The organism is Methylobacterium variabile (genome assembly GCF_001043975.1).
Lineage (GTDB): Bacteria > Pseudomonadota > Alphaproteobacteria > Rhizobiales > Beijerinckiaceae > Methylobacterium > Methylobacterium variabile.
On record NZ_LABY01000103.1, the window covers coordinates 1 to 26,312 of the forward strand.

Sequence of the window (26,312 nt, forward strand, 5' to 3'; positions counted from 1 at the left end):
CCCACGGACCGCCGCTGTTGCCGCCCCGGTTGCCCCAGGGACCGCCCCCGTTGCCGCCGCTACTGCCGCCGCTCTGATTGCTCCAAGGCATGCTCGCCCACGTCCTTTCCCGGCCGGCACGCCCCGCGCTGTCTCTCGCGTCCCGCGCGGCACTCGCATTGCTCTGGCATCCGCACCTTGCGATATCGGCCGAGCCCCTCGCGAAAGCAACCTCCGGCGCCGGCCCAATTCTCAAGGTTTCTGCACTGCCGCGGGAGTTCCATCGCCGCACCCGGGCGTCTGAGATGGTTTGGCCGTCTCAGACGTGCCGCTCGAGGGTGACGAAGCGAAACGCGTGCTCGTCCTCCGGCCCTGCCGGGTGGGGCTCGGCGGCGACCTCGCGGAAATCCGGCGGAATCTCCGGAAAGCGGACGTCGCCCTCCGGCGCCGCCTCGACCTCGGTGAGGTGCAGCCGGCCGGCATGCGGCAGGGCGAGCGCATAGATCTCCGCGCCGCCGGCCACCATCACCTCCGTGGCGGGAGCGGCGAGCCGCAGGGCATCGTCCCAGCCCGCCGCCCGCTCGGCGCCGGCCGCTGTCCAGGCCGGATCGCGGGTGAGCACGATCACCCGCCGCCCCGGCAGCGGCCGGCCGATCGAGTCCCAGGTCCTGCGGCCCATGACGACCGGCTTGCCCATGGTGAGGGCGCGGAACCGCTTCAGGTCGCTCCGCAGGCGCCAGACGAGGGCGTTGTCGCGGCCGATGACGCCGTTCTTCGCCACGGCGGCGATCAGGGTGACGAGGGGGCGGGGCATCCCTACACCGCCACCGGCGCGCGGATCGCCGGGTGCGGGTCGTAGCCCTCGATGGCGATGTCGTCGTAGCGGAAATCGAACAGCGAGCGCACCGAGGGGTCGAGGCGCAGGCGCGGGCTCGGGCGGATGGCGCGGCTGAGCTGCTCGCGGGCCTGGTTGACGTGGTTGGAGTAGAGGTGCGCGTCGCCGAGCGTGTGCACGAAGTCCCCGGGGGTGAGGTCGAGCACCTGCGCCATCATGTGGGTGAGGAGCGCGTAGCTCGCGATGTTGAACGGCACGCCCAGGAAGGCGTCGGCCGAGCGCTGGTAGAGCTGGCAGGAGAGGCGGCGGTCGGCGACGTAGAACTGGAACAGGCAGTGGCAGGGGGCGAGCGCCATGCGTTCGAGGTCGGCCGGGTTCCAGGCCGAGACCACGAGGCGACGCGAATCGGGGTTGCGGCGGATCTCGTCGAGTACCCATGCGATCTGGTCGACGCTGCCGCCGTCGGGCTTGGCCCAGGAGCGCCACTGCCGGCCGTAGACGGGCCCGAGGTCGCCGTGGTCGTCGGCCCACTCGTCCCAGATCGTCACCCCGTTCGCCTGCAGGTAGGCGACGTTGGTGTCGCCGGCGAGGAACCACAGGAGCTCGTGGATGATCGACTTCAGGTGCAGCCGCTTCGTCGTCACGAGCGGGAAGCCCTCGGCGAGGTCGAAGCGCATCTGGTGGCCGAACACCGAGAGGGTGCCGGTGCCGGTCCGGTCGTGCTTCTCCACCCCGTCGTCGAGGATGCGCTGGAGGAGATCGTGGTAGGGGCGCATGGCGGACGTCCTCCGCGAGAAACGGCCCCGGCGCCCTAACGGGCGCCCGGCGGGCTCCAACAATGCCTATGCCCGGGCGGGGATCAGGTTCCCGCCTCGCCCCGGCCGCGTAGCCCGGCAGGATAGCGCGGTCTGTCCCGGAGCGTGAGCGGCCGGACGCGGGAATCAGCCGGTGGTCCACACCCGCGCCAGCACCACGGTGCCGTTGCTCACCGCGTGGAGCGCGATGCAGGGCCACAGGCTGCCGGTCCAGAGCCGCATCACGCCGAGCGCCACCCCGAGCGGCAGGACCGAGACCGGCTGCAGCAGGCCGCGCTCGGCGTGGCAGAGCACGAACACGGCCGCCGCCGCGGCGACCGTCCCGGCCGGCGACAGCAGCGGGCGCAGGCGCACGAACAGGTCGCCGCGAAACAGCATCTCCTCCGCGAGCGGCGCCAGCACCACCAGCCACAGGGCCCAGGCCCAAAAAACGCTGCCGGTGAGGAACGGCGACAGGCGCCAGGCCCGGGCGGGCGGCTGCCCGGCGAGGAGCAGGAGCCCCGCCGTCCAGGCGAGCTGGGCCGCCGGCCAGAGCAGCATGAGCAGGAGCGCGCGGCGGGGCAGGGCGGGATGGGCGAAGCCCAGGCCCGTCCCGGGCCGGAGCCGGCTGGCGAGGAGCACGAGGAGCGCCAACGCCGCGTGCGGCAGCACCGTGAGGGCGAGCAGCGCCCGCTCGTTCCCGCTCAGGCCCGGGAACGGCAGCAGGCCCGGCGGCAGGCCGGGCAGTCGGCCGGCGGCGGCGACGCATCCGAGGACGATCCCGAACGCGGCCAGTTGAAGCAGCAGCGCCCGCCCGACCGCGGTGGCGATTCCGAGCCCGCGCCGGGGACCTCGCTCCGGCCCGGATCCGTCGGATCCGGGCGCCGCCGCAACGGTTCGCGAAACGGACGCAGAATGGCGCGCGGCGGGCTTCAAAAGCGGCACGGGACCCTCTATATTCCCCTTGCCGGTCGCGAGGCCGGCTATGGCGATAAACGTTCTTCGGAATAAACCTATCGGACCCGGGGGCGGTACCCGGCGCCTCCACCCAAGCCCGGAACGGCCCGTTCGGTTCGGGCTTCGGCGGGGGCGAAATAGGATCGACGAGGGCGTAAAGGTTGAGCTTTCGCTCGGCATGGTTCCGCCGTTATCGGGCCAATGCAATAGTTGCCAACGACAACTTTGCTCCGGTGGCGGTGGCCGCGTAAGCGGTCCCCAAGACCAAACGAAGTCCTAGCGGGTAGCACCGCATAGGCGGGGTTCGGAGGCACCTGGCAACAGAAGCCTCCACTTCGAATTCCCCCGCGAGAGATGCGGCGCCAGGCAAGCGACGGTTGATGGCAGACGATCTGATTCGCTACGATCTCCTGGTGCAGGACGCCCTGCGGAACGTCGTGCGCAAGGTGCTGGGCGATGCGGCTCGCGACGGCCTGGCCGGCGAGCACCACTTCTACGTCTCGTTCCGGACCGACTATCCCGGCGTGCGGATCTCGCAGCGCCTGCGGGAGAAGTACCCGCAGGACATGACGATCGTGCTCCAGCACCAGTTCTGGGACCTCGGCGTCACCGAGCACACCTTCGAGGTCGGACTGTCCTTCTCCGGCGTGCCGGAGCGGCTGCTGGTGCCGTTCGAGGCGGTGACCGGCTTCTTCGACCCGTCGGTGCAGTTCGGCCTCAAGTTCGAGCTGAACGACGGCACGACCAGCGAGGATGCGGCGCCCGCCGGCACCTCGTCCCTGCGGGCGATCCGCGGCGCCGGCTCGGAGCCGAGCGAGGCCCCGCCGAAGGTCCCGGCGATCGGCAGCAACCTGCCGAAGATCGTGCCCGCCACCGACAAGGCCGCCAAGCCGCCCGCCAAGGACGGCGCGGACGAGGAGGCGAAGCCCGGCGAGGAGGCCGAGCGCACCGACGCCCCGCAGGAGGGCGCGTCCGTGGTCAGCCTCGACGCGTTCCGCAAGAAAAGCTGAGCGCAGCCGCAGCGCGGCTTCTGAGCTTACCGGGCGAGAATTCCCATCCTCCCTGTCACCCGGGGCCGCGAAGCGGAACCCGGGATGACAGGGAGGATGCGTGCGTCCGGGGTGTGAACCCTCTCACCCCCGCGCCGTGACCCGCATCCGCAACCCGTCCTGCGGCCTGAGCGTCACGCGGTGCAGCGGCACCACCGGGCCGGCCTCCGTCGCCCGGTCGAGGCGCACGGCGTGGAGCACGTGGGCGAGAACCAGGGTCGCCTCCATCACCGAGAAGCTCGCGCCGATGCAGACCCGCGGGCCTGCCCCGAACGGCAGGTAGGCGTAGCGGTCGATGCGGGGGCGGTTCTCCGGCAGGAAGCGCTCGGGCAGGAAGGCGTCGGGCTCGTCCCACAGCCGGCGGTGGCGGTGCAGCACGTAGGGAGCGACCGTCACCAGGGAGCCGCGCGGGATCTTGATCCGGCCGATCCGGTCCTCGGCCAGCGCCTGCCGGCTCATGAACGGCACCGGCGGAAACAGGCGCATCGCCTCCTCCAACGCCGCCTTGGTGCGGGGCAGGGCTTCGGTTCCCGGAGCCGGGTTCTCGGCGAAGGCGGCGTCGACCTCGGCCTCCACGCCCTCGCGCGCCGCCTTGTCCTGCGACAGGCAGTAGAGCGTCCAGGTGAGCGCGTTGGCGGTGGTCTCGTGGCCGGCGCCGATGAAGGTGACGATGTTGGCCCGCACCTCGAGGTCGGAGAGGCCGCGGCCGGTCTCCGGGTCCTGCGCCTTGAGCAGCAGGGTGAGGAGGTCGTGCGGCGCCTCTCCGCCGGCGGTGACCAGCGCGCGGCGGCGCTCGATCAACTCGTCCACCACCTCGGCGAAGAAGCGGAGCGCCGGCCGCGCCTTGAGGCGGCCGATCCGCGGCAGCCAGTCCGGCATCCCGAACACATCGAGGGGGTCGATCGGCCCGAGCGCCTCGAAGTAGCGGGTGATGGCGCGCCCGAGCGCGTCCGGCTCCCGCGACAGGCCGTGGGTGAAGATCGTGCGCTCGAGCACGTCGAGGGTGACGCGGGTCATCTCGAGGGCGGCGTCGACGCTCTGGCCGTCCCGGCGCTTCAAGCGGCGGGCGAGGCGGGCGGCGGCCTCCGACATCGGCGCCTCGAACCCGGCGACGTGGCGGGGCGAGAAGATCGGCGCGAGCGTGCGCCGCTGCAGGCGCCACTCGTCACCCTCGGCGGTGAGCAGGCCGTTGCCGAGCCCCGGCGCCAGCACCCGGCGCTGCAGGTCGTCCTTGCGGTAGTTGGCGGCGTTGTCGACCAGCACGTGGCGGATCGCGGCAGGATCGCTCACCACCGTGATCCGGCCGAGCGCCCCCTCGCCGGTGACGATCGGCTGCTCGAAGTGCTCCTCGTACCAGGTGGTCAGCGGGTTGGCGCGGGCGGCGCGCAGGAAGGTGAACAGCCCCATCGGCTCGGTGCGGGGGCGGGGCACGACAGGACGGAAAGGGGCGGACGTTGCCGCCGCACGCGAAAGCATCCGGTCTCCTCGGGACAGGGCGCGATTCGGTTCGGGTCAGGGCATCGCGCAATCGCCGCTCTTGGCTTAAGTAGGCGCCGTTTCGCACCGCCAAAGAGGCCATGATGTCGCCGACCGAGAAAGCCACCCGCACGGAATCCGATACGTTCGGGCCGATCGAAGTCCCGGCGGACCGCTACTGGGGCGCCCAGACCCAGCGCTCGATCCAGAACTTCCGCATCGGCACCGAGCGGATGCCGGCGCCCCTCGTCCACGCGCTCGGCCTCGTCAAGCAGGCCGCGGCGCTCGTCAACCGCGACCTCGGCGTGCTCGATCCCAAGCTCGCCGACGCGATCGCGGCCTCCGCCGCCGAGGTGGTCGAGGGCAAGTACGACGACGAGTTCCCGCTGGTGGTCTGGCAGACCGGCTCGGGCACCCAGTCGAACATGAACGCCAACGAGGTCATCGGCAGCCTCGCCAACGAGCGCCTCGGCGGCAAGCGCGGCGGCAAGTCGCCCGTGCACCCGAACGACCACGTCAACCGCGGCCAGTCCTCGAACGACGTCTTCCCGACCGCGATGCACATCGCGGTGGCGCGCGAGATCAGCGACCGGCTGATGCCGGCGCTGCAGCACCTGCACGCCGCCCTCGACGCGAAGGCGAAGGAGTTCGGCGAGATCGTCAAGATCGGCCGCACCCACCTGCAGGACGCGACCCCGGTCACGCTCGGCCAGGAATTCTCCGGCTACGCCGCGCAGGTGGCGCTGGGCGGCGCCCGCGTCGGCGCGACGCTGCCTGGCGTGCTGGCACTGGCGCAGGGCGGCACCGCCGTCGGCACCGGCCTCAACGCGCATCCCGAATTCGCGGAAAAATTCGCCGCCAAGGTGGCGGAGCTGACCGGGCTCTCCTTCACCTCGGCCGACAACAAGTTCGAGGCGCTGGCGACCCACGACGCCCTGGTGTTCACGCAGGGCGCGCTCAACGCCCTGGCGAGCGGCCTGTTCAAGATCGCGAACGACATCCGGCTGATGGGCTCGGGCCCGCGCTCCGGCCTCGGCGAGATCTCGCTGCCGGAGAACGAGCCCGGCTCGTCGATCATGCCCGGCAAGGTCAACCCGACCCAGGCCGAGGCGATGACGATGGTCTGCTGCCAGGTGATCGGCAACGGCACCACGGTCTCGATGGCCGGCAGCCAGGGCCATCTCGAGCTCAACGTCTACAAGCCGGTGATCGCCAACGCGGTGCTGCAATCGGTGCGGCTCCTCGCCGACGCCGCGGTGAGCTTCGCCGACAACTGCGTTGTCGGCATCAAGCCGAACCACGACCGCATCGCCGACCTGATGAGCCGCTCGCTGATGCTCGTGACCGCGCTCGCGCCCACCATCGGCTACGACAAGGCCGCCGAGATCGCCAAGACGGCGCACAAGAACGGCACCACGCTGAAGCAGGAGGCCCTGCGCCTCGGCTACGTCACCGAGGAGCAGTTCGACGCGGTGGTGCGCCCGGAGGACATGCTGGCGCCGAGCGCCGAATAACCCCAAGCTGACGCAAGCCCCGCGCAGCTTCCGGCGGCGCGGGGCGTTGTCCATCGTGGCGGGGGCGCGGAGGATCAGGGTATGGCCGAGATCATCAACCTGAAGCAGGTCCGCAAGGCCCGCGAGCGAGCCGCCAAGGAAGCCCAGGCGACCGAGAACCGCATCGTCTTCGGCCGGCCCAAGGCGGCGAAGACCCGGGAGGAGGCCCGCAAGAGCCTGGAGACCGCCCGGCACGAGGGCCACCGGCTCAAGAATCCCGACACCGAGGCGTGAGCCTGCCGACGGGCCACCCGCCGCCGGGCGTCTTGCCCGGGGGCGGACTCGTCAAGCGCTCCCTGGTCATCGCCGGCCACCGCACCAGCGTCTCCCTCGAGGCGGCGTTCTGGGAGGCCCTGCGCCAGCTCGCATCGGCGCGCGGCCTCTCGGTCCAGGCGCTCGTCGGCCGCATCGACGCGGAGCGGGGCGAGCAGAACCTGTCGTCGGCGATCCGCGTGTTCGTGCTCAGGGCAGTGTGGCCTGGACGGGTGGAGACAGTCCCGCAGGCTCGGAGCGAAGGCGCCTGCGGCCAGCCTGACGAGGCTGGATGTCATTGAGCGCCCAATCGGATCTCGCCATCTGCGGTAGCGAGACATGCGCTGCTCAAAATTCAACGTCATTCAAAAGGGGTAAAGATCTATCGTTCGAGGGAGATGTCACATTTCACGGAGCCTATGGTTTGCCCGACAAACTTATCATTGCTTATTTTATTGAGAGTATAAGAGTATGCGCTCGATCGATCGCTGACGTAGACGTACGACGAAGGTCCTTGCGCATTGGGACTGGGCAACAACCGGACATTCGACTTTCCGGAATTCGCTCCACCCCACACCGCGGTGCCCGAAGCAGTGTCGCCTGATTGCTTATCGAGAGTTAGTGTCAATGAGAAGACTCGACCATCTCTGCAGATGACGGAGCCGACCCATTCTCCCGCGAGAGACCTTCCCGGAGCCTCAATGGCAGCCCCGGGTGTGTCTCTTCTGGTTCTCGGTGATGTTCCGTTCTGCTGAACATCGTTGTCGGGCTCCCGCGCCACGACTTCGAACATCTTCATGAACAATCGCTCTCTGCAGCCGCGATCGCCCTGCAGCGCATCGCCCGTTGCTTCCTGCGACAGCCCCTCGAACGCTTCGCGGCGGTCTGAGACTTTCCCGTCCAGGCCGACATTGGCGAGCCTCCCGGCCAAGCCTCCCAGTTGGGCTTTGACGTCACCGGCAATCTGAGTCTCTGACTTCTGGCCTTTCGTTTCGGTGACCGTATTGCAGATCTTGGCGGCAGTGTTTCTGATTATCTCCAGCTGGGCGGCATTGAGTTCCTTGGTGTGGACTGGCGAACTCATGATAATATATGACGCTGCCGCACATATATTTATATTTGCCGATTTCACAGGCATTGCAGGGCTCCTGCAACTGCAGGCACGTCCATCATGCCTGAATTGATTGTATCAGTATTGTTTAGCGGGACAAATTGTCAATGCTGCCTTGAATGGGGCGCGTGCATCAGCCGACGCACGGCCTTCATCCAACCCCGGACCTACGTCGATGGGATGATCTTCCATCATTCACGGGGGCGACGATGAAACACCCGCTCGTGGGACGGCAGCGCCCGCTATCCGGCGATCGGCCACGGGAAGGTGGCGAAGCCCGGCCTCTCGACCTGGACTGGCCGTCCGTCCGCAACCGGCACGTCGCCGGCCGACAATGCGTCCGCAAGCCGGTCGAGGCGCAGCAGGGCGAGACCGCGGTCGCCGGCAGCGCTCCCGGTCTGGCCGAGGCTGCGCTCGCCAGCGGTGACCGGCGTGCCGGCCGGGACCGCGCGACCATCCGGATAGCGCACCGGCACGATGCGGGTGCGGGCGGTGCTGCGGTGCTGCATGCGCGACACCACTTCCTGGCCGACGTAGCAGCCCTTCTTGAAGTCGACGCCGCCGAGCTGGTCCATCAGCGCCTCGTGCGGGAAGGCGTCGGCGAGCGCGAAGTCGGTCCCGCCCTCCGGCACGCCGAGGCCGATGCGGTGGGCGGCATAAGCCTCCGCATCGGCGTCCGCCGCCGGGACCTCGGGGGCGTAGAGGCGCCAGCCGAGAGCGGCGAGGCGTCCGTCGCGCAGGGCGGAGGAGGGGGCGTCCGTACCCCACCCCGCCGCCACCGCGAGCGGCAGCGCCGCGATCGTCACCTTCGCCCGCAGCTTGTAGAGCGTCAGGCGCTTGACGAGGTCCGGCACCCGGTCGCGGGCCACGTCGAGGCGGAACCCGTCGGGCGCGCGGCTGACGAGGAAGTCGAACAGGATCTTGCCCTGCGGGCTGAGCAGCGCGCCGAGACGGGCCTCGCCCTCGGGCAGGGTCTCGACGTTGCAGGTCAGGAGACCCTGGAGGAAGCTCGACGCGTCGGCGCCGGTGACCGCCACGACGGCGCGGTCCGGCAGGAGGGCGAGGGGCATCGGGGGTCCTTTGCTTGAACCGCGGGCAGGGCTGACATAAGCCGCCTGCGCCCGGCCCTCAATCGCGGCGCCGGGTGAACGCGAATTGCGAACGCGGATTGCGCACGAGGGGACCCCGACGATGAGCCAGAGCTTCGACCTCCTCCTGCGCGGCGGCACCGTGGTCAACCACGACGGCGAGGGCCAAGCCGATATCGGGGTGCGGGCCGGGCGCGTCGCCGCGATCGGCGACCTGTCGCAGGCCTCCGCCGACCGCACGCTCGATTGCCGCGGCCTCCACCTCCTGCCCGGCGTGATCGACAGCCAGGTGCATTTCCGCGAGCCGGGCCTCGACCACAAGGAGGACCTCGAGAGCGGGTCCCGCGCCGCCGTGATGGGCGGCGTCACCGCGGTGTTCGAGATGCCGAACACCGTGCCGCAGACGACGAACCCGGAGGCGCTTCAAGACAAGCTGAAGCGCGCGCACCATCGCATGCACTGCGACTTCGCGTTCTGGGTCGGCGGCACGCACGAGAACGCCAAGGACGTGGCCGAGCTCGAGCGCCTGCCGGGCGCAGCCGGCATCAAGGTGTTCATCGGTTCCTCCACCGGCTCGCTCCTCGTCGAGGACGATGCCGGCATCAGCGAGATCCTGAAGCGCACCCGCCGCCGCTCCGCCTTCCACGCCGAGGACGAGGCGATGCTGCGCGAGCGCAAGGGCCTGCGGGTGCCGGGCGATCCGTCGTCGCACCCGGTCTGGCGCTCGCCGGAAGCGGCGCTGAAGGCGACCGAGCGCCTGGTGCGCATCGCCCGCGAGACCGGCGCGCGCATCCACATCCTGCACATCTCGACCGCCGAGGAGATGCGGTATCTGGCCGAGCACAAGGACGTCGCCACCTGCGAGCTGACGCCCCACCACCTGACCCTCGACGGTACGGAAGCCTATGCCCGCCTCGGCACCCTGGTGCAGATGAACCCGCCGGTGCGGAACGCCGCCCATCGGGACGGGCTGTGGTGGGGCCTGTCGCAGGGCGTCGCCGACGTCATCGGCTCCGACCACGCGCCGCACACGCTGGAGGAGAAGCAGAAGGCCTATCCCGACTCGCCCTCGGGCATGACCGGCGTGCAGACCCTGGTGCCGGTGATGCTCGACCACGTCGCGGCGGGCCGGCTCTCGCTCCAGCGCTTCGTGGATCTCACCAGCGCCGGGCCGAAGCGCGCCTTCGGCATCGCCCGCAAAGGGCGCCTGGCGGTGGGCTACGACGCCGACGTGACGGTGGTCGACCTGAAGCGCCGCGAGACCATCACCAACGCCTGGATCGCCTCGAAGTGCGGCTGGACGCCCCATGACGGCCGCCAGGTCACCGGATGGCCGGTCGGCACCGTGGTGCGCGGCCAGGCGGTGATGTGGGAGGGCAGCCTCACCGAGCCGTCGCGCGGCGAGGCGGTGCGGTTCGAGGAGGCGTTCCCGGCCAGGGGATGAGGCATCGCGGCCCGACCCTCCCCCGCAGAGGAGGGGGAGGGTGCATGCGCGGCGCCCGACCGATTCTTCTATGGCTCCGTCACACCCCCACCCTTGGCGCCGGCGCACTTCTCGTATACGAGCGCCCGGAATTGGAGGTCCGGACGCGTCCCGCGTGCCGGCCGTTGCCACGTTGGCGGCCCCCGGGCCGGCCCGGAAGCCCGATGCAGACCGTTCTGATCGTCGTCCACCTGATCATCGTCCTCGCCCTGATCGGCGTGGTGCTGCTGCAGCGCTCCGAGGGCGGCCTCGGCCTCGGCGGCGGGGGCGGCACGCAGGGCTTCATGACCGGCCGCGGTCAGGCCAACGCGCTCACCCGCGCCACCGCGATCCTGGCGGCCCTGTTCTTCACCACCAGCATGATCCTGGCCATCATGTCGCATCGCGGCGCCGGCCCGCGCTCGATCTTCGACGGTGCCGGTACCCGTGCGCCCGCGGGCCAGACCGGCGCTCCGCCGGCCGGCAACGTCCTCGACCAGCTGCGTCAGCAGCAGGGCGATGCGCCCGCGACCCAGACTCCGGCGGCTCCCGCCGCCCCGGCCGCTCCTGCGGCGCCCCAGTCCCGCTGATTCCGCGCGGTCCCGGCGGCGCCGACGCGCCGCCGTCTTCCGACAAACCTGTGAATCCGGCCGGCCTTGCCGTCCGGACATGACCCCGTTGAGCTAACGGCGTTTGGCAACCCGGCCACGCCTGTGTATGGAGCGAGTCCCATGACGCGGTATGTCTTCATCACCGGCGGCGTGGTCTCCTCGCTCGGCAAGGGTCTCGCTTCCGCCGCCCTCGCGGCCCTGCTCCAGGCCCGCGGCTACAAGGTCCGCCTGCGCAAGCTGGACCCCTACCTCAACGTCGATCCGGGCACGATGAGCCCGACGCAGCACGGCGAGGTCTTCGTCACCGACGATGGCGCCGAGACCGATCTCGATCTCGGCCACTACGAGCGCTTCACCGGCGTGCCGGCGACGCGGGCCGACAACATCACGACGGGGCGGATCTACCTCGACATCATCACCAAGGAGCGGCGGGGCGACTACCTCGGCGCCACCATCCAGGTGATCCCGCACGTCACCAACGCCATCAAGGAATTCGTCCTCGACGGCAACGACGCCTACGACTTCGTGCTGGTCGAGATCGGCGGCACCGTCGGCGACATCGAGGGCCTGCCGTTCTTCGAGGCGATCCGCCAGCTCGGCCAGGAGCTGCCGCGCGGCACCTGCGCCTACGTCCACCTGACGCTGCTGCCCTACATCCCGTCCGCCGGCGAGCTGAAGACCAAGCCGACCCAGCACTCGGTGGCGGAGCTGCGCTCGATCGGCATCCAGCCCGACATCCTGCTCTGCCGCTGCGACCGGGCGATCCCCCGCGAGGAGCGCCGCAAGCTGGCGCAGTTCTGCAACGTGCGCGAATCGGCGGTGATCGAGGCCCGGGATGTCGGCACGATCTACGAGGTGCCGCTCTCCTACAAGGAGGAGGGCCTCGACCGCGAGGTGCTGGCGCATTTCGGCCTCGAGACCGGCCCCGAGCCGAAGCTCGACCGCTGGCACGACATCGTCCGCCGGATCAAGAGCCCCGAGGGCGAGGTCTCGATCGCCATCGTGGGCAAGTACACGGGGCTCAAGGACGCCTACAAGTCGCTGATCGAGGCCCTGCACCACGGCGGCATCGCCAACCGGGTCAAGGTCAACCTCGAGTGGATCGAGTCCGAGGTGTTCGAGCGCGAGGACCCGGCGCCGTTCCTGGAGGGCCTCAACGGCATCCTGGTGCCCGGCGGCTTCGGCCAGCGCGGGGCGGAAGGAAAGATCCGCGCCGCCCGCTACGCCCGCGAGCGCAAGATCCCGTATTTCGGCATCTGCTTCGGCATGCAGATGGCGGTGGTCGAGGCGGCGCGCGCCCTCGCCGGCATTCCCGACGCCAACTCGACCGAGTTCGGCCCGACGCCGGAGCCGGTGGTGGGCCTGCTCACCGAGTGGATGCGCGGCAACGAGCTGGAGCGCCGCGTGGCCGAGGGCGACCTCGGCGGCACGATGCGGCTCGGCTCCTACACGGCCTCCCTCGCGCCCGATTCGCAGATCGCCAAGATCTACGGCGGTACCCGGATCGCCGAGCGCCACCGCCACCGCTACGAGGTCAACATGGCCTATCGCGAGCGGCTGGAGGCCAACGGCATGCGCTTCGCCGGCCTGTCGCCGGACGGGCTCCTGCCGGAGACCGTCGAGGTGGTGGGCCACCCCTGGTTCATCGGCGTGCAGTTCCACCCGGAACTCAAGTCCCGGCCGTTCGAGCCGCACCCGCTGTTCCAGAGCTTCGTCGCCGCGGCGATCGAGCAGAGCCGGCTGGTGTGAAGCAGGATCCGGACGAGAACTTCCGGGTTAACAAAAGTCTATTTCAGGAACCGGAACGGTGGCGAGCACTGCCGTTCCGTCGCGACAGTGATACCAACCCACGGTATAGGAACCGCCATGAGCCGGCCGTCCGGCACGAGGACGGATTCGGCGTGGAAGAGGTGTCCCGTGATGCGTGAGATTCCCCTGGCGGCGATTCGGGCGCGTGCCTACGACCTGTGGGAGCGCAACCACCGCCCGGAAGGGTTCGAGATCGAGTTCTGGCTGCTGGCCGAGCGGGAATTGCGGGCCGAGCAGGAGAGCCGGCGGGACGACGCGGCCGGAGAGGCCCCCGGCCAGACCCGGTCTCCGGCCGAGACGGTGGCGGAGGGCTGAGCCTCGGTCCGCTGCGGAGCCGGTCCGAGAGCGCTCGCCGGCTCCGCAGCGGACAGCAAGGCCCTGAGGCCGCACGGGATGCGCCATGCGCGCCGATTCGGGGACCTGCCGGGGTTGCCGATCAGCGAAGCGCGAGCCGCGATCCCGCCCGCAGGAAACGCTGCGGGTCGACGGGCTCGCCGTCGATGCGGGTCTCGTAATGCAGGTGCGGCCCGGTCGAGCGGCCGGTCGAGCCGACGCGGCCGACCATCTGGCCCGCCGCCACCGCCTGCCCGGGCACCACCGTGATGGCGGAGAGGTGGGCATAGCGGCTGCTCAGGCCGTGGCCGTGATCGACCTCGACCATGTTGCCGTAGCCGCCGGAATACTCGGCCAGCGTCACCGTGCCGGGCGCGGTGGCCCGCGCCGGGGCGCCGTACTCGGATCTCAGGTCGATTCCGGTGTGCAGGGCGAGGCCGCGGGTGAAGGGATCGACCCGGTAGCCGAAGGTGCTGGACAGGCCGGCGTCGGTCGTGGCCGGCCGCCGCAGCGGCAGGGTGCCGATGATCCGCCGCAGGGCGTCGCGCTCGCCGAGGTCGCGCTGGGCCTGCAGCACGGCGGTCTCGAACGGTCCCGACCCGGCCGGAACCAGCGGGCCGCCGATGCCGCCGCCCCGGGCGGCCGCGAAGCGCCGCGCGTCGAGCCCGGTCTCGGTCATCACGACCCGCAGCCGGGCCGCCTCGCTCCGGCCGCGGGCGGCGAGACGGCCGACCGTCAGGCTCTGGCGCGCCTCGAACCCGTCGAGGGCGTGCTCCAGCATCGCCATCCGGGTGGTCACCCCGGCGGAGGGGGCGGGGGCGACCTCCCCCGCATCCGTGCGCAGACCCAGCGCCTCCGGCGTCGGGAGCGGCACCGGCGTGGCTTCGCGGGCCGCAGGTTTGGCCTCCCGTGCCGGCCACGCGCCGGAGAACCCGCCATCCTCACCCGGCGGGACCGGGGCGCCGCCGGCCTGCTCGGCGAGGCCGAGCAGCATCGCCTGCCGGCTCTCGAGGGCGACCTGGCGGCCGGCGAGGTCGGCCAGCCGCGTCTCGACCCCGTCCTGCTCGAGGAGCTTCTGGGTCGCCACCCGGTCGAGGCGGGCGCGCAGGGCGCTGATGCGCTCCTCGTAGGCGTACTGCATCGCGCCCTGGCGCTCCATGAACCGGGCCAGGGCCTCGTCGCGAAACACGATGAACCACGTCGCCGCGCTCGCCCACAGGGAGAGGACGGCGAAGGCGAAGGCCGCGAGAACGAGGGTCCTGCGTCGCACCACCCAGACCTTGTCCGGTTCGCGGGACAGCGCAGCCGGCCGCAGGACGGCAGGGATGACGGACGAGAGGCGGGGAGGGAGCATCAGGACGGTCCGGTAACCTGGTCCGGACCGTCGCGGGTTAAGGTTAAGGATGTTTCAAGTCCGGGCGCGCCGCGACGTCCCGCCCGGGGCACTCCGGCCGGCGGCGCGCCGGTGAGCGGTCTCGGTGGCCCAGTCCTCAGAGGGCCCGGGCGGCCTCGAGCACGGCGTCAGCGTGACCCGGTACCTTCACCTTCTGCCACACCTTCGCGACGGTGCCGTCGCGGTCGATCAGGAACGTCGTGCGCTCGACGCCCATGTACTTGCGCCCGTACATGCTCTTCTCGGCCCAGACGCCGTAGGACTCGAGCATCGCCTTCGTCTCGTCGGAGGCGAGGGGGAAGTCCAGGCCGTACTTCGCCCGGAACTTGTCGTGGCTCTTCATCGGATCGGGCGAGACGCCGATCACCGCCGTGTCGGCCTCCGCGAAGGCCTGCCGCAGGGCGTTGAAGGCCTGCGCCTCGAGCGTGCAGCCGCTGGTGTCGTCCTTGGGGTAGAAGTACAGCACGGCCTTGCGGCCCTTGAGGCCGGCGAGGCTCACGGTCTCGCCGCCCGTCGCCGGCAGGGAGAAATCGGGGGCGGGGTCGCCCGGGTTCAGCGCCATCGTGCCTTCCTTTCGGCCGATTGATGGTGTGCCTCTGAGAGAGGCGATCGGGGCGCCGCGAGGGGCGAGGGACCCGCCCGGGCGCACGGCCCGATGCACTAGCCGTACGACGTTACCCTTTGGTCACTGGACCAAGCAATCATTGGCGGGGCCTCAACGGTCCGGAGCGTGGCCCTCACGCCCGGGACCCGGGCCCCGAACGGCCCGGCTTTCGGGTCCAGAATTGCCCGATCCCCGGGCCCAGCATGGCGGCGCCCCGGCGGGGCGCCCGGAGTGGCGACGCGCGAGTGACGACAGGCCGAGCGACACCGGACATGGATCACGCGACCGAGCCGGCGAGCACCGCGCGAGGCCCGCAGGCCTGCGCGGTGAAGGCTGCGCGCGCGCGCCGGTCGCTGCTGCGGACCTGCGTCCGGGGCGTGCTGGTGCTCAAGCTCGCGGCCGTCCTGCTCCTCGGCCTGGGTCTCGGCCTCGCCTATCTGCGCCTGGCGAGCGGCCCGGTGAGCTTCGCCTGGCTCGAGCCCCGGGTGGCGGCGGCCATCGCCGAGCGCCTCGGCCCGGGCTGGAGCGCGAGCCTGCACGACAGCGCCATCGAGATCGACCGCGACGGGGCGCTTGCCCTGCGCACCACCGGCCTCGACATCCGCAACCCGGAGGGCGACCTCGTCGTGCGGGCGCCCCTCGCGGTGGTCGCCATCGACCTGCGGTCGCTCCTCGGCCTCTCGGTCCAGGCCCGCTCGGTCGAGTTCCGCGACCTGCAGCTGCGGGCGCTGCTGCACCACGACGGCTCGATCGCCTTCGCGGCCTCCGGCGATCCCTCCGAGGCGAAGCCCCACACACCGCCGGCGGTGGTGGCCGCCCGCGGCACGGTCTCGCCGGTCTCCGCCACGGTGGCGTCGATCCTGAGCCTGGTCCTCGATCCGGCCGGCGTGATCGGCAGCCTCGACCGAGCCCGCCTGACCAATGCCCGCCTGACCCTGCTCGACGAATCCGGCGCCGAGCGCGTCGTCTTCCCGCAGGTCGACGGGCTGTTCAACCGCGATGCGACCCGGCCGGCCCGGGTGTTCGAGATGCGCATCGTCGGCCCGCACGGGCCCTGGCGCTTCGGCGGCGACGTCGAGGAGGCGCCGGACGGCGGCCGCCAGGGCGTGCTCACCCTGGACGACCTGCCGGCGACCGACCTGCTGCTGCTCACCGGCCAGTCCCGCCTGCCCCTCACCACCGACCTGAAGCTCTCCGGCCGGGCCCAGGTGGCGATGCACGGCGCCCGCCTCGACGGGATGACGCTCCGGCTCACCACCAGCGAGGGCAACCTCCTGATCGAGGAGAAGGACTTCAACCCGGTGACGGTCGAGGCGGTGACGGTCGACGCCGCCTGGGACGAGGCCCGGCGGGCCCTGCGGGTCGACGCCCTCGACTACCGCGGCGCCGGCAACCGCGTGCGCCTCGCCGGCGAGTGGCTGGCGGCGCCGAACGGCGCCGGGCCGGGCTGGACGGCCGTCCTCTCGGGCACGGACGCGGTCCTGCGCGGCGCGGCGCCTGGCGACGCGGCCGTCAAGATCGCCAAGGTCGACGCCCGCCTCTTGGGCCGCGATGACGGCATGCAGATCGACGGCCTCACGCTCTCGGGCGACGCCGTGCGGGGCACGATCAGCGGCACCCTCGGCACGAAGGCCGACGAGGGCGGCCTGACGCTGCGCATCACCGCCGAGCGCACGGACGGGCGCGCCGCCCTCCGGCTCTGGCCTGAGAACGTCGCCCCGCCGATCCGCACCTACCTCGTCGACAACATGCGGACCGGGCGGCTCGACAGCCTCGACATCGTGGTCGACATGAGCATGGCCGAGTTCGCCGCCGCGACCCGCGGCGAGCCGGTGCCCGACCAGGCGGTGCGGATCGCCTTCGCGGTGAGCGAGGGCGGGCTCCTGATCTCCCCCGACGCGCCGCCGCTCGCCCGCGCCCGGGTCGCTGGGCTCGTCACCGGGCGCAACACCGCGATCCGGGGCGCGACCGCCGAGATCCGCATGCCGGACGGGCGGGCGCTCACCCTGCAGGACGGGTCCTTCGTCATCAAGGACGCGGTGCCGAACGACGTCCGGGCCCAGATCGGGCTTCGCCTCACCGGCGGCGCCGACGCCCTCGCGTCCCTGCTGCAGACGAAGCTGTTCCGCTCGCTCTCCGGCACCGAGATCGACCCCGCGAGCTTGCGTGGCCAGGCGGACCTGCGCATCGACTTTCCCCTGTCGCTCGAGGCGGTGCCCGACATCGGCGACCTGCCGGTGACCCTGAGCGGCAGCCTCACCGACATCGCGGCCGAGCGCCTCGTCGGCAAGGAGAAGCTCGAGAACGGCCGCTTCACGGTCGCCTACGACCGCGCCGGCTTCAGCCTGAAGGGCGACGGGCGCCTCGCCGGCGCCCCCCTCACCGTCGACCTGCACCAGGCCAAGGCGGGCGCCCCCGGCGAGGCGGTGGTGAGCCTGGCCCTCGACGATGCCGCCCGGGCGCGCAAGGGCCTGCCGTCGGCGCCCCAGCTCGCCGGCCCGGTGAATGCCCGCTTCGTCGTGCCGGTGGGCCGCCCGGGCAAGAATTCGGTCCGGGTCGAGGCCGACCTCTCGCGGGCGAGCGTCGACGGGCTCCTGCCGGGCTGGACCAAGGCGGCCGGCCGGCCGGGCCGCCTCAGCCTCGCCCTCACCGAGACCGGCCAGGGCAGCGACCTGCGCGATATCGTGCTCGACGCCGGCCCGGTGCAGCTGCGCGGCAGCGCGACCCTCAACGCCGAGGGCGGCCTCGAGCGGGCCGACCTCACGAGCCTCAAGCTCTCCCCCGGCGACGACATCCGCGCTCAGGTCGAGCGCGGCGGCAACGGCTACCGGGTCAGCGCCAAGGGCGGCGTCGCCGATGCCCGGCCGTTCCTGCGCGCGCTGACGGCCCCGCCGCGCAAGGGCGGCAAGGACGGGCCCGCCCGCGACGTCGAGGCCGATCTCAGCTTCGCGATCCTGACCGGCTTCAACGAGGAGGCCCTGACCAACGCCAACCTGAAGCTGTCGCTGCGCGGCGACGACCTGCGCCAGGCCCGGATCCAGGGCCGCCTGCGCTCGGCCGGGGTGAGCCTGGAGGTGGCCAAGCCCGAGCGCGGCAGCCCGCCGGTGCTCAGCGCCGAGACCAGCGACGCCGGCGCGGCCCTGCGCTTCCTCGACATCTACAAGCGCATGCAGGGCGGCTTCCTGCAGCTCCAGATGACCATGAACGACGGGCCGCAATCGGGCCTGGTGCAGATCCGCTCCTTCGCCCTGCGCAACGAGCCCGCCCTCGGCCGGATCATGGCCCAGGGCGAGGAGGGCGCCGACCGGCGCAGCGACGCCAACGACGTCGGCTTCGATCGCCTGCGCGCCGCCTTCCAGCGCAACGGCACCCGCATCGCCTTCACGGAAGCGGCGATCTCCGGCCCGGCCATGGGCTTCACCCTGGGCGGCTGGATCGACACCGGCCGCGACCGCACCGACATCTCCGGCACGTTCGTGCCGCTCTACGGCCTCAACAACGTGGTGTCGCAGGTGCCGATCTTCGGCCCGCTCCTCGGCGGCGGCCACAACGAGGGCCTGTTCGGCATCAACTTCCGGGTCGCCGGCGCGATGAGCGCGCCCAACATCAGCGTCAACCCGCTCTCGGCAATCGCTCCGGGCTTCCTGCGCAAGCTCTTCGGTGCCGGCGGCGGCGATCCCGCCTCGTCACAGTCCCTGCGCCCGGAGCGCTGACGCGGCCCGCCCCGGCAGCACGGCAATTCGGGGGTGGACAGGGCCGGGACGACCCCGTATGACGATCACCGCCGCGGGCGTAGTTCAGTGGTAGAACGTCAGCTTCCCAAGCTGAATGTCGTCGGTTCGATCCCGATCGCCCGCTCCACTAAGTTTCTGGAACTGAACACCTTTTGTCGGGCCGAGCGGTCCTGGTGTTCCCCATGTTCCCCAAGGCGTTCCCCATCGCTGTTCAGGATCCGTTCCTCAACGCTCGGTGTGTCAGCGCCCCACCGCAGACACCGCTTCATCATGACCCGGTCGCCGTTCGCGACAAGCGAAACTGCTGTGGCGTCTCGCCGGTCTTCTTCTTGAACACCCGCGAGAAGTATGCCGGATCCCGGAAGCCGAGCGCGTGGCTGATCTCGGCGAGCGGCAGCGTGGTGTAGATGAGCCAGCGCTGTGCCTCGACCAGGACACGGCGCTGGATCAGCGCCTTGGGCGGCTGGCCGAACCGGCGCTGGCAGGCCGCGAGCAGCCGGTCCTCGGTCACGGCGAGGCGCCGGGCGTAGTCGGACACGGTCTGGACCGTGCGAAACTCCTGCTCGACGAGGTGCTGGAAGCGGGCAATCAGCGCGGCCTCGGCCGATCTCGGCGCGTCCTCCTGACCTTGCGCAGCCACCATGCGGGCCGCCGCCACGAGGATCCGGATCAGCCCGGCCTCGATGGCGAGCATTCGGGCCGGGGCCGACCACAGGAATTCCCGCGACAGTTCGGCGAAGGCTCCGGAGAGCCCGGCCACGGCCTCGGCCTCGAGGCGGCCGATGCAGGCCGCCCGGCGCAGGAGCCGGTCGATGGCGGCTTCGCCCCGGGCGACGTCGGCGGCCATCGAGTCCGCCAGGGTGACGACCCATCCGTCGGTGCCGGCCACGAAGTCGAAGGCGTGGATCGCGCCCGAGGGAACGACCAGCAGGGCCGGCGGCGTGATCGGAAAGTGCTCGGCCTCGGCGCGCATCACGCCGCCGCCCTGCGTGACGAGCAGGATTTGGTGCAAGTCCGCGTGAGCGTGGGGCGCGATGGTCCAATGGTGCCGGCCGCTGCGCAGGTGGATCCGCTCGACGTGCAGAAAGCGCGCCTCGACGCTCTGGACCGGCTCCCCGTAGAGGAGATAGCGCTCGACCGGCGCGGCTGGCCCGGATTCCCGCCTGGTCTGCACCATCCGCCCCCTCCCGGCCGCGCCGCGATCCTCTGCGGGAAAAGTGCAATCGAACGCGGCTTCTGTCCATTGTGCCGCGCAAGCCGTGGAGTAGCCTCTGCGCCATGGTCCTCGCAGGCGTCAGATCTTGCGAGAGGCGGGAGGAACAACGGCGCGAAGCGCCCGATGCCGATGGGTCCGGACGGGTCGAGCCGCCGGTCCCGCGCATCCCGGCTCCGCCGTACCCGAGAGAGGATGAAGCCATGGCGCCCCAGGCAGCCAGCGATCTCGCTTGCGACGTGCTCGTCGTCGGCTCCGGTGCCGGTGGTCTCTCGACCGCGATCACGGCGAGGAAGCGCGGCCTCGACGTGCTGGTGATCGAGAAGGAACCATTCTTCGGCGGCACCACCGCCTTCTCGGGCGGCGTGCTGTGGATCCCCGGCAACCCGCACGCGGTGCGCGCCGGGCTGTCCGATACGCGGGAGGCCGCCCGGACCTACCTGCGCCACGAGGCCGGCAACGCCTACGACGAGGCGGCGGTCGAGGCCTTCCTCGACCAGGGCCCGCGCATGATCGAGTTCTTCGAGCGCGAGACCGAGGTCAAGTTCGTGCTCTCGGGCTACCCCGACTACCATCCGGACGCGCCGGGCGGCGCGCAGGCCGGCCGCTCGGTCACGGCGGCGCCCTTCGACGCGCGCAAGCTCGGGCGCGAGATCGCCCGGCTGCGCCCGCCGCTCGAGACGATCACCTTCATCGGGATGATGTTCAACTCCTCGAACGAGGACCTGAAGCACTTCTTCCGGGCGACCCGCTCGCTGACCTCGGCCGCTTACGTGGCGCGCCGTCTCGCCCGTCACCTCAAGGATCTCGCGATCCACCGCCGCGGCGTCCAGATCACCAGCGGCAACGCGCTGGCGGCGCGGCTCGCCAAGACCGCCTTCGACCTCGGCATCCCGATCCGGACCGGCACTGCGGCCGAGAGCCTGAGCGTCACTGAGGGGCGGGTGACCGGGGCGGTCGTGCGCGACGTGGACGGCAAGCGCCGCATCACCGCCCGGCGCGCGGTGGTGCTGGCCTGCGGCGGCTTCCCGCACGACCGGGAGCGGATCGCCAAGGCCTATCCCCACGTCGCCCGCGGCGCCGAGCACCTGTCGCCGACGCCTTCCGGCAACACCGGCGACGGCATCCGCCTCGGCGAAGCGGCCGGCGGTGCGTTCGAGATCCGGATGGCCAACGCGGCGGCCTGGATGCCGGTGTCGCGCGTGCCGCTCGGCCATGGTCGCGTGGGGGTCTTCCCCCACCTCGTCGACCGCTACAAGCCAGGCATCATCGCGGTGAGCCAGCACGGACGGCGCTTCACCAACGAGGCGAACTCCTATCACGACACCGGCGCCGCGATGATCCGCGACGGGGAAGGGGCAGGCGAGACCGCCGCCTGGCTGATCTGCGACCATCCGACGATCCGCAAGTACGGACTGGGCTATGCCAAGCCGGCTCCGGTCCCGATCGGTCTCTCCGTCCGCAACGGCTATCTCGTCACCGGCCGGACGCTGCCCGACCTCGCCCGGGCGGCGGGCATCGACGCGGATGGGCTCGTGGCGACGGTGGATCTCTACAACCGCGGCGCCGCGCGCGGCGAGGACCCCGCCTTCGGGCGCGGCTCGACCGCCTTCAACCGCTTCCTCGGCGATGCGGAGCACCGGCCCAACCCCAACGTCGCGCCGATCGCGAAGGGGCCGTTCTACGCCCTCAAGATGGTCATGGGCGATCTCGGCACCTTCGACGGCCTGCGCACCGACACGGTCGGGCGCGTGCTGCGCCCCGACGCCCATCCCGTCCCAGGCCTCTACGCGGTCGGCAACGACCGGGCCAGCATCATGGGCGGCGCCTATCCGGGGGCCGGGATCACGCTCGGGCCGATCATGACCTTCGGCTTCATCACCGGACGCCACCTCGCGGACGAAGCGGCCTGAGAGAGCTGCCCGCGCACCACCAGACGACGAACAACGGAGGACACGCCATGACACTCGACCGCCGCACCGTCTTGCGCGCCGGCCTCGCCGGCCTCGCCATGATGCCCGCGTCCTTGAGCCGGGCCCAAGCCGCCAGCACCATCCGCATCGGCGTCATCACCGACATGTCGGGCGTCTACCGCGACGTCTCGGGGCCGACCACCGTCGCCTGCGTCCAGCAGGCCGCCGACGAGTTAATGGCGCAGAATCCCGACATCAAGGTCGAGATCCTCACCGCCGACCACCAGAACAAGCCGGATGTCGGCCTGACCATCATCCGGCAATGGTTCGACCGCGGCGGCGTCGACCTGATCGAGAACGTCGGCAACAGCTCGATCGCGCTCGGCTCGCGCGGCATCATCGAGGAGAAGAAGAAGGCGGCGCTGATCACCACCGCCGGCAGCTCGGACCTCACCGGCAAGAGCTGCAGCCCGAACTGGGTGCACTGGTCGTGGGATTCCTGGTGCCTCGCCCACTCGACCGCCACCTCCCTGGTGCGGGTCGGCGGCGACAGGTGGTTCTTCATCACCGCCGACTACGCCTTCGGCCACGCGGCGGAAGCCGACGCGTCCCGCTTCGTCAAGGCCGCCGGCGGCAAGGTGCTCGGTGCGGTGCGCTATCCCCTCGGGAGCACCGCGGACTTCTCCTCCTATCTGCTCCAGGCCCAGAGCAGCGGCGCCAACGTGATCGCCTTCGCCAATTCCGGCAGCGAGCTGATCGCCTGCCTCAAGCAGGCGCAGGAGTTCGGCATCGAGGGCAGCGGGGTGCGTCTCGCCGCGATGGTGGGCTACGTCACCGACGTGCTCGGCATGGGGCTGCCGGTGGCCAAGGGCCTGTCGCTCACCGAAACCTTCTACTGGGATCTGAACGAGCGCACCCGCGGCTTCACCAAGCGCGTCAAGCCGCGGCTTGCCGCCAACGTCCTGCCGAACATGAGCCAGGCCGGCGACTATGCGGGGGTGCTCCACTACCTCAAGGCGGTGAAGGAGCTCGGCGTCGCGCAGGCCAAGGCCGACGGGCGCGCGGTGGTCGAGCTGATGAAGCGGATGCCGACCGACGACGACGCCTTCGGGGCGGGCCGCATCCGGGCGGACGGGCGCAAGATCCACCCGGCCTACCTGTTCGAGGTGAAGAAGCCGGAGGAGAGCCGGGGGGCGGGCGACGTCTACAAGCTGGTCTCGACCATGCCGGCCGACGAGGCCTTCCGGCCCGAGGCGGATGGCGGCTGCCCGCTCGTCCGCTCCTGATCCCAGCTCAAGACCCGGAGGACATCCTCATGACTCTCGATGCGGCGATCGTCGACCTGCGCACCTACACCATCCGCCTGCGCGGCATGGCGGAGTTCCTCGACGTCTTCGACCGGCTCGCGATGCCGGTCCAGCTGAAGTATCTCGGCGCCCCGCTCGGGATGTTCACGAGCGCGGTCGGTCCCCTGAACCAGGTCGTCCACCTGTGGGGCTTCGACGATATGGGCCAGTTCGAGGCGCGCCACGCCGCCCGGGACAAGGACCCTGACTGGCCGGCCTATCTCCAGGCCTCCGCGCACCTGATCACCGCCCAGGAGAACCGGCTGATCCGGAGGGCGGTCCTGCCGTCCCTCGCCGGGCGCTGACGGCCCGGCGCGCATCCTCCCGCGGAGCACCGACATGAGCGACACGGATTCCGATTGGCTGGCCTTGCGTGGCCGCGTCTGCGTGGTCACCGGCGCCGCTGGCGGGCTCGGGCAGGCCGTCGCGCTTGGCTTCGCCCGGGCCGGCGCCCGCCTCGTCCTCCTCGACCGCAAGGCCGAGGCGATGGCAGGCGTGCGCGCGCAGGCAGAGAGCTGCGGCGCCGAGGTGCTCGCCCTGGCCTGCGACGTGACCGACCCGGACAGTCTCGAATCCGCCGCCGCGCAGGCGCGGGACCTCGGGCCCTGCGCGGTGCTGGTCAACAATGCCGCGCTGATGCGGCCCGGGCCCCTCGAGACCTTGCCGCTCGCGGAGTGGAACGCGCTCCTCGCGGTCAACCTCACCGGCTACTTCCTGGGCGCGCAGGTCTTCGGGCGGCAGATGCGGGAACGGGGCGGCGGCGCGATCGTCCACGTCGCTTCGATCGCCGCGCACCACGCGCAAGGCTTCAGCGGTGCCTACAGCGTCAGCAAGGCCGGCATCGTCATGCTGTCGCGCCAGCTCGCGACCGAGTGGGGGCCGGCGGGCATCCGCAGCAACGTGGTCAGTCCCGGCCTCGTGGTGACGCCGCTGAGCCAACCCTTCTACGACGCCCCCGGCGTGCGCGAGCGCCGCAGCGCCGTGGTGCCCCTTGGTCGCATCGGCGCGCCCGAGGACATCTGCGACGCCGTCCTCTACCTCGCCAGCGACCGGGCCGCCTACGTCACCGGCGACGAGATCATGGTCGATGGCGGCTTCGGCCGCGTGCTGATGAACCTGATCCCGCGACCGGGCTTCGAGGCCGGCGCAGTCGCCGTCGTCCGATAGGACCATGCCAAGGAGCGCATCATGACCCGGAACGTCCCGCCTCCAGTGGCCCTGATCACGGGAGCCGCGGACGGCATCGGCTGGGCGATGGCCCGGCGCTTTGCCGCAGCCGGCTGCCGCGTCGCCCTGGCCGATCTCGACGGCGACCGCGCTGCCGCGCGGGCAGCGGAACTCGGAGCCCATCATCTGGCGGTACGGGCTGATGTCGCCGACGAGGACTCCGCGGTCGCGATGATCGAGGAGACCGTCGCGCAACTGGGCCGGCTCGACATCCTGGTCAACAACGCGGGGATCGGCGACAGCCACAAGCCGACCCTGGAGCAGGACCTCGCGACCTTCGACAGGATCCTGCGCATTCACCTCGACGGCACCTTCGTGGCGTCGCGGGAGGCAGCCCGCGCGATGGCGGAGCAGGGCGGCGCCATCCTGAACGTGAGCTCCATCGCCGGGCTGACCGGCCTGCCCCGGCGCAACGCCTACGGGGCGGCGAAGGCCGGCATCGTCGCGATGACGAAGAGCATGGCCTGCGAGTGGGCGGGCGCCGGGATCCGCGTCAACGCCATCGCGCCGGGCTATGTCGGCACCGCGCTGGTGGCCAAGCTGGTCGAGGCGGGACGCATCGACCGTGCGCGGCTGGAACGGCGGATCCCGCTCGGCCGCCTCGCCGATCCGGCCGAGATCGCCGAGACGGCGTGGTTCCTGTGCTCCCCGTCGGCCTCGTACGTGACGGGCGCGGTTCTGAGCGTCGATGGCGGCTGGAGCGCCTACGGTGACGCCGGCGATGCGTCGCCGGCCCAGGAAGCCTGACGATACGCCGACACCGTACGGAGTGTAGCCTTCCGCTCGCCGCGGATCATGAGCCAACAACCGCAGAGCGCCGATCACTCGATCTGGTGTTGCCGGATGTTTGAAGGAAACAGGAGCTTCGAAGTGCGAAGGTTACGTCGCCGAGCATCAGGGCGAGTGACGCATACGGACCTGGTTGCGCGGATGGCAGCACCTGCCAACGATAATCACCCTTGTGGTTCAGGATCCGTTCCTCAGCGCTCGGTGCGCCAGCCGTAGCTCGGCCACCCGGCGCGACTTGCCGACCGTGCCGCGCGAGTAGCGCTGCGTCGTCGCCACCTGTGAGTACGCGGCCGACCGGATGCGGTCGAGGTCGGCCCCGGCATCCTCGGCGTCGGTGATCGCCCGGGCACGGGCATCCATGTTCCAGATGTGGCTCGGGATGCCTGCGGCACGCGCCACGATCCGCCACTCGCGGCCATAGGCTGATTCAGCGTAGGGCCGGCCCGAGGCCTCGTCGATGATCTGCGGCCCCGTCCGTTGCTCGGGCGGCACTCAGTCGAGCAGGTCGAGCACCAGCGGGCAGAGCTTAAGGTCGTGGGCCGCCTAGGCCCGTTCTTGGTGGTCGCCTTCCGGATCACCAGATAGGCCGGCAGATCCTCCCAGGCCGCGGGCCCAGCGCCGGCCGTTGAGGATGAACCCACCCGCCAGGACCGGTTTACCACCCGGCACCGGCTCCCACTCGCCGATGACTGATGTTGACCCGCTCTCGTGGAGCCCTTCAGGCTTTCCCACGAGGTGCCTTCTATGCCGCACCCACGTCGGTCCTATCCCGCTGAGTTCCGTC

24 protein-coding genes, 1 tRNA gene and 1 other RNA gene are annotated in these 26,312 nt (G+C 71.1%); 16 read left to right on the forward strand and 10 right to left on the reverse strand.

Features of this window, described 5'->3' with window-relative positions; translation table 11 throughout:
* Positions 1-298: 298 nt before the first annotated feature.
* From VQ02_RS15980 to VQ02_RS37155, 3 genes are all read right to left on the reverse strand, one after another.
* Positions 299-793 (reverse strand): dihydrofolate reductase, encoded by a 495-nt coding sequence (locus VQ02_RS15980; protein WP_048445197.1) that lies wholly within the window; start codon positions 791-793, stop codon positions 299-301.
* Between the two features lie 2 nt (positions 794-795).
* Positions 796-1,590, reverse strand: coding sequence for a thymidylate synthase (locus tag VQ02_RS15985; protein WP_048445198.1), 795 nt, complete (start codon positions 1,588-1,590; stop codon positions 796-798).
* A gap of 165 nt (positions 1,591-1,755) precedes the next feature.
* Complete coding sequence (locus VQ02_RS37155; protein WP_157080653.1) at positions 1,756-2,553, reverse strand: CPBP family intramembrane glutamic endopeptidase; 798 nt, start codon at positions 2,551-2,553, stop codon at positions 1,756-1,758.
* On the opposite strand from VQ02_RS37155, the gene ssrA reads away from it, so the two are divergent.
* Positions 2,536-2,900: a transfer-messenger RNA gene (gene ssrA / locus VQ02_RS35155) on the forward strand. The genes VQ02_RS37155 and ssrA overlap by 18 nt on opposite strands.
* Positions 2,901-2,945: 45 nt before the next feature.
* Positions 2,946-3,575 carry an SspB family protein gene (locus VQ02_RS15995; RefSeq protein WP_048445199.1) on the forward strand — a complete coding sequence of 210 codons (630 nt, stop codon included), beginning with the start codon at positions 2,946-2,948 and terminating at the stop codon, positions 3,573-3,575.
* Between the two features lie 123 nt (positions 3,576-3,698).
* On the opposite strand, the gene VQ02_RS16000 is transcribed toward VQ02_RS15995, so the two are convergent.
* Complete coding sequence (locus tag VQ02_RS16000) at positions 3,699-5,090, reverse strand: cytochrome P450 (protein ID WP_048445200.1); 1,392 nt, start codon at positions 5,088-5,090, stop codon at positions 3,699-3,701.
* A gap of 104 nt (positions 5,091-5,194) precedes the next feature.
* Here VQ02_RS16000 and fumC point away from each other — a divergent pair, with 104 nt between their 5' ends.
* The 3 genes from fumC to VQ02_RS16015 all read left to right on the forward strand — a co-directional run bounded on the left by fumC (position 5,195) and on the right by VQ02_RS16015 (position 7,197).
* A complete protein-coding gene (fumC, locus tag VQ02_RS16005; RefSeq protein WP_048445215.1) occupies positions 5,195-6,604 on the forward strand; it encodes a class II fumarate hydratase in 1,410 nt (469 codons plus the stop codon).
* 81 nt (positions 6,605-6,685) lie between these two features.
* Entirely contained in the window at positions 6,686-6,877 is a 192-nt protein-coding gene (locus VQ02_RS16010) for a DUF4169 family protein (RefSeq protein WP_048445201.1), read from the forward strand.
* 32 nt (positions 6,878-6,909) lie between these two features.
* On the forward strand, positions 6,910-7,197 hold the full coding sequence (locus VQ02_RS16015) for a ribbon-helix-helix domain-containing protein (protein WP_048445216.1): 288 nt from the start codon (positions 6,910-6,912) through the stop codon (positions 7,195-7,197).
* Positions 7,198-7,277: 80 nt separating this feature from the next.
* Here VQ02_RS16015 and VQ02_RS37160 read toward each other — a convergent pair whose 3' ends face one another.
* Entirely contained in the window at positions 7,278-7,979 is a 702-nt protein-coding gene (locus VQ02_RS37160) for a hypothetical protein (RefSeq protein WP_157080654.1), read from the reverse strand.
* Positions 7,980-8,248: 269 nt separating this feature from the next.
* Positions 8,249-9,076: a CAF17-like 4Fe-4S cluster assembly/insertion protein YgfZ gene (gene ygfZ / locus VQ02_RS16020; RefSeq protein ID WP_048445202.1), complete on the reverse strand. Its 828-nt coding sequence runs from the start codon at positions 9,074-9,076 to the stop codon at positions 8,249-8,251.
* Between the two features lie 121 nt (positions 9,077-9,197).
* Between ygfZ and VQ02_RS16025 the strand changes: the two genes are divergently transcribed.
* From VQ02_RS16025 to VQ02_RS16040, 4 genes are all read left to right on the forward strand, one after another.
* On the forward strand, positions 9,198-10,538 hold the full coding sequence (locus VQ02_RS16025) for a dihydroorotase (protein ID WP_048445203.1): 1,341 nt from the start codon (positions 9,198-9,200) through the stop codon (positions 10,536-10,538).
* Positions 10,539-10,741: 203 nt separating this feature from the next.
* Complete coding sequence (secG, locus tag VQ02_RS16030) at positions 10,742-11,146, forward strand: preprotein translocase subunit SecG (protein WP_048445204.1); 405 nt, start codon at positions 10,742-10,744, stop codon at positions 11,144-11,146.
* A gap of 141 nt (positions 11,147-11,287) precedes the next feature.
* Positions 11,288-12,916 (forward strand): CTP synthase, encoded by a 1,629-nt coding sequence (locus tag VQ02_RS16035; RefSeq protein ID WP_048445205.1) that lies wholly within the window; start codon positions 11,288-11,290, stop codon positions 12,914-12,916.
* A gap of 171 nt (positions 12,917-13,087) precedes the next feature.
* Positions 13,088-13,291: a DUF2934 domain-containing protein gene (locus VQ02_RS16040; protein WP_048445217.1), complete on the forward strand. Its 204-nt coding sequence runs from the start codon at positions 13,088-13,090 to the stop codon at positions 13,289-13,291.
* A 121-nt stretch (positions 13,292-13,412) separates the two neighbouring features.
* Here the strand turns inward: VQ02_RS16040 and VQ02_RS39745 are convergent, their stop codons facing one another.
* Positions 13,413-14,663: a M23 family metallopeptidase gene (locus VQ02_RS39745; RefSeq protein ID WP_083469251.1), complete on the reverse strand. Its 1,251-nt coding sequence runs from the start codon at positions 14,661-14,663 to the stop codon at positions 13,413-13,415.
* Between the two features lie 136 nt (positions 14,664-14,799).
* Complete coding sequence (locus VQ02_RS16050; protein WP_048445206.1) at positions 14,800-15,264, reverse strand: peroxiredoxin; 465 nt, start codon at positions 15,262-15,264, stop codon at positions 14,800-14,802.
* A 314-nt stretch (positions 15,265-15,578) separates the two neighbouring features.
* On the opposite strand from VQ02_RS16050, the gene VQ02_RS16055 reads away from it, so the two are divergent.
* Together VQ02_RS16055 and VQ02_RS16060 are read left to right on the forward strand one after the other, a co-directional pair.
* On the forward strand, positions 15,579-19,019 hold the full coding sequence (locus VQ02_RS16055) for a DUF3971 domain-containing protein (protein ID WP_048445207.1): 3,441 nt from the start codon (positions 15,579-15,581) through the stop codon (positions 19,017-19,019).
* Between the two features lie 73 nt (positions 19,020-19,092).
* A tRNA-Gly gene (locus VQ02_RS16060) sits at positions 19,093-19,167 on the forward strand.
* A gap of 141 nt (positions 19,168-19,308) precedes the next feature.
* On the opposite strand, the gene VQ02_RS16065 is transcribed toward VQ02_RS16060, so the two are convergent.
* Positions 19,309-20,217: a helix-turn-helix domain-containing protein gene (locus VQ02_RS16065; RefSeq protein ID WP_048445208.1), complete on the reverse strand. Its 909-nt coding sequence runs from the start codon at positions 20,215-20,217 to the stop codon at positions 19,309-19,311.
* 239 nt (positions 20,218-20,456) lie between these two features.
* On the opposite strand from VQ02_RS16065, the gene VQ02_RS16070 reads away from it, so the two are divergent.
* From VQ02_RS16070 to VQ02_RS16090, 5 genes are read left to right on the forward strand one after another with little or no spacing between them, the layout of a single operon-like run.
* Entirely contained in the window at positions 20,457-22,166 is a 1,710-nt protein-coding gene (locus VQ02_RS16070) for an FAD-dependent oxidoreductase (protein ID WP_048445209.1), read from the forward strand.
* Positions 22,167-22,213: 47 nt separating this feature from the next.
* On the forward strand, positions 22,214-23,452 hold the full coding sequence (locus tag VQ02_RS16075) for an ABC transporter substrate-binding protein (protein WP_048445210.1): 1,239 nt from the start codon (positions 22,214-22,216) through the stop codon (positions 23,450-23,452).
* A gap of 29 nt (positions 23,453-23,481) precedes the next feature.
* Complete coding sequence (locus VQ02_RS16080) at positions 23,482-23,817, forward strand: NIPSNAP family protein (protein WP_048445211.1); 336 nt, start codon at positions 23,482-23,484, stop codon at positions 23,815-23,817.
* A gap of 34 nt (positions 23,818-23,851) precedes the next feature.
* Positions 23,852-24,679, forward strand: coding sequence for an SDR family NAD(P)-dependent oxidoreductase (locus VQ02_RS16085; protein ID WP_048445212.1), 828 nt, complete (start codon positions 23,852-23,854; stop codon positions 24,677-24,679).
* 21 nt (positions 24,680-24,700) lie between these two features.
* Entirely contained in the window at positions 24,701-25,486 is a 786-nt protein-coding gene (locus VQ02_RS16090; RefSeq protein WP_048445213.1) for an SDR family NAD(P)-dependent oxidoreductase, read from the forward strand.
* A gap of 219 nt (positions 25,487-25,705) precedes the next feature.
* On the opposite strand, the gene VQ02_RS34770 is transcribed toward VQ02_RS16090, so the two are convergent.
* Positions 25,706-25,927, reverse strand: a complete 222-nt coding sequence (locus tag VQ02_RS34770) for a hypothetical protein (protein ID WP_157080655.1) — start codon at positions 25,925-25,927, stop codon at positions 25,706-25,708.
* Positions 25,928-26,312: the final 385 nt, after the last annotated feature.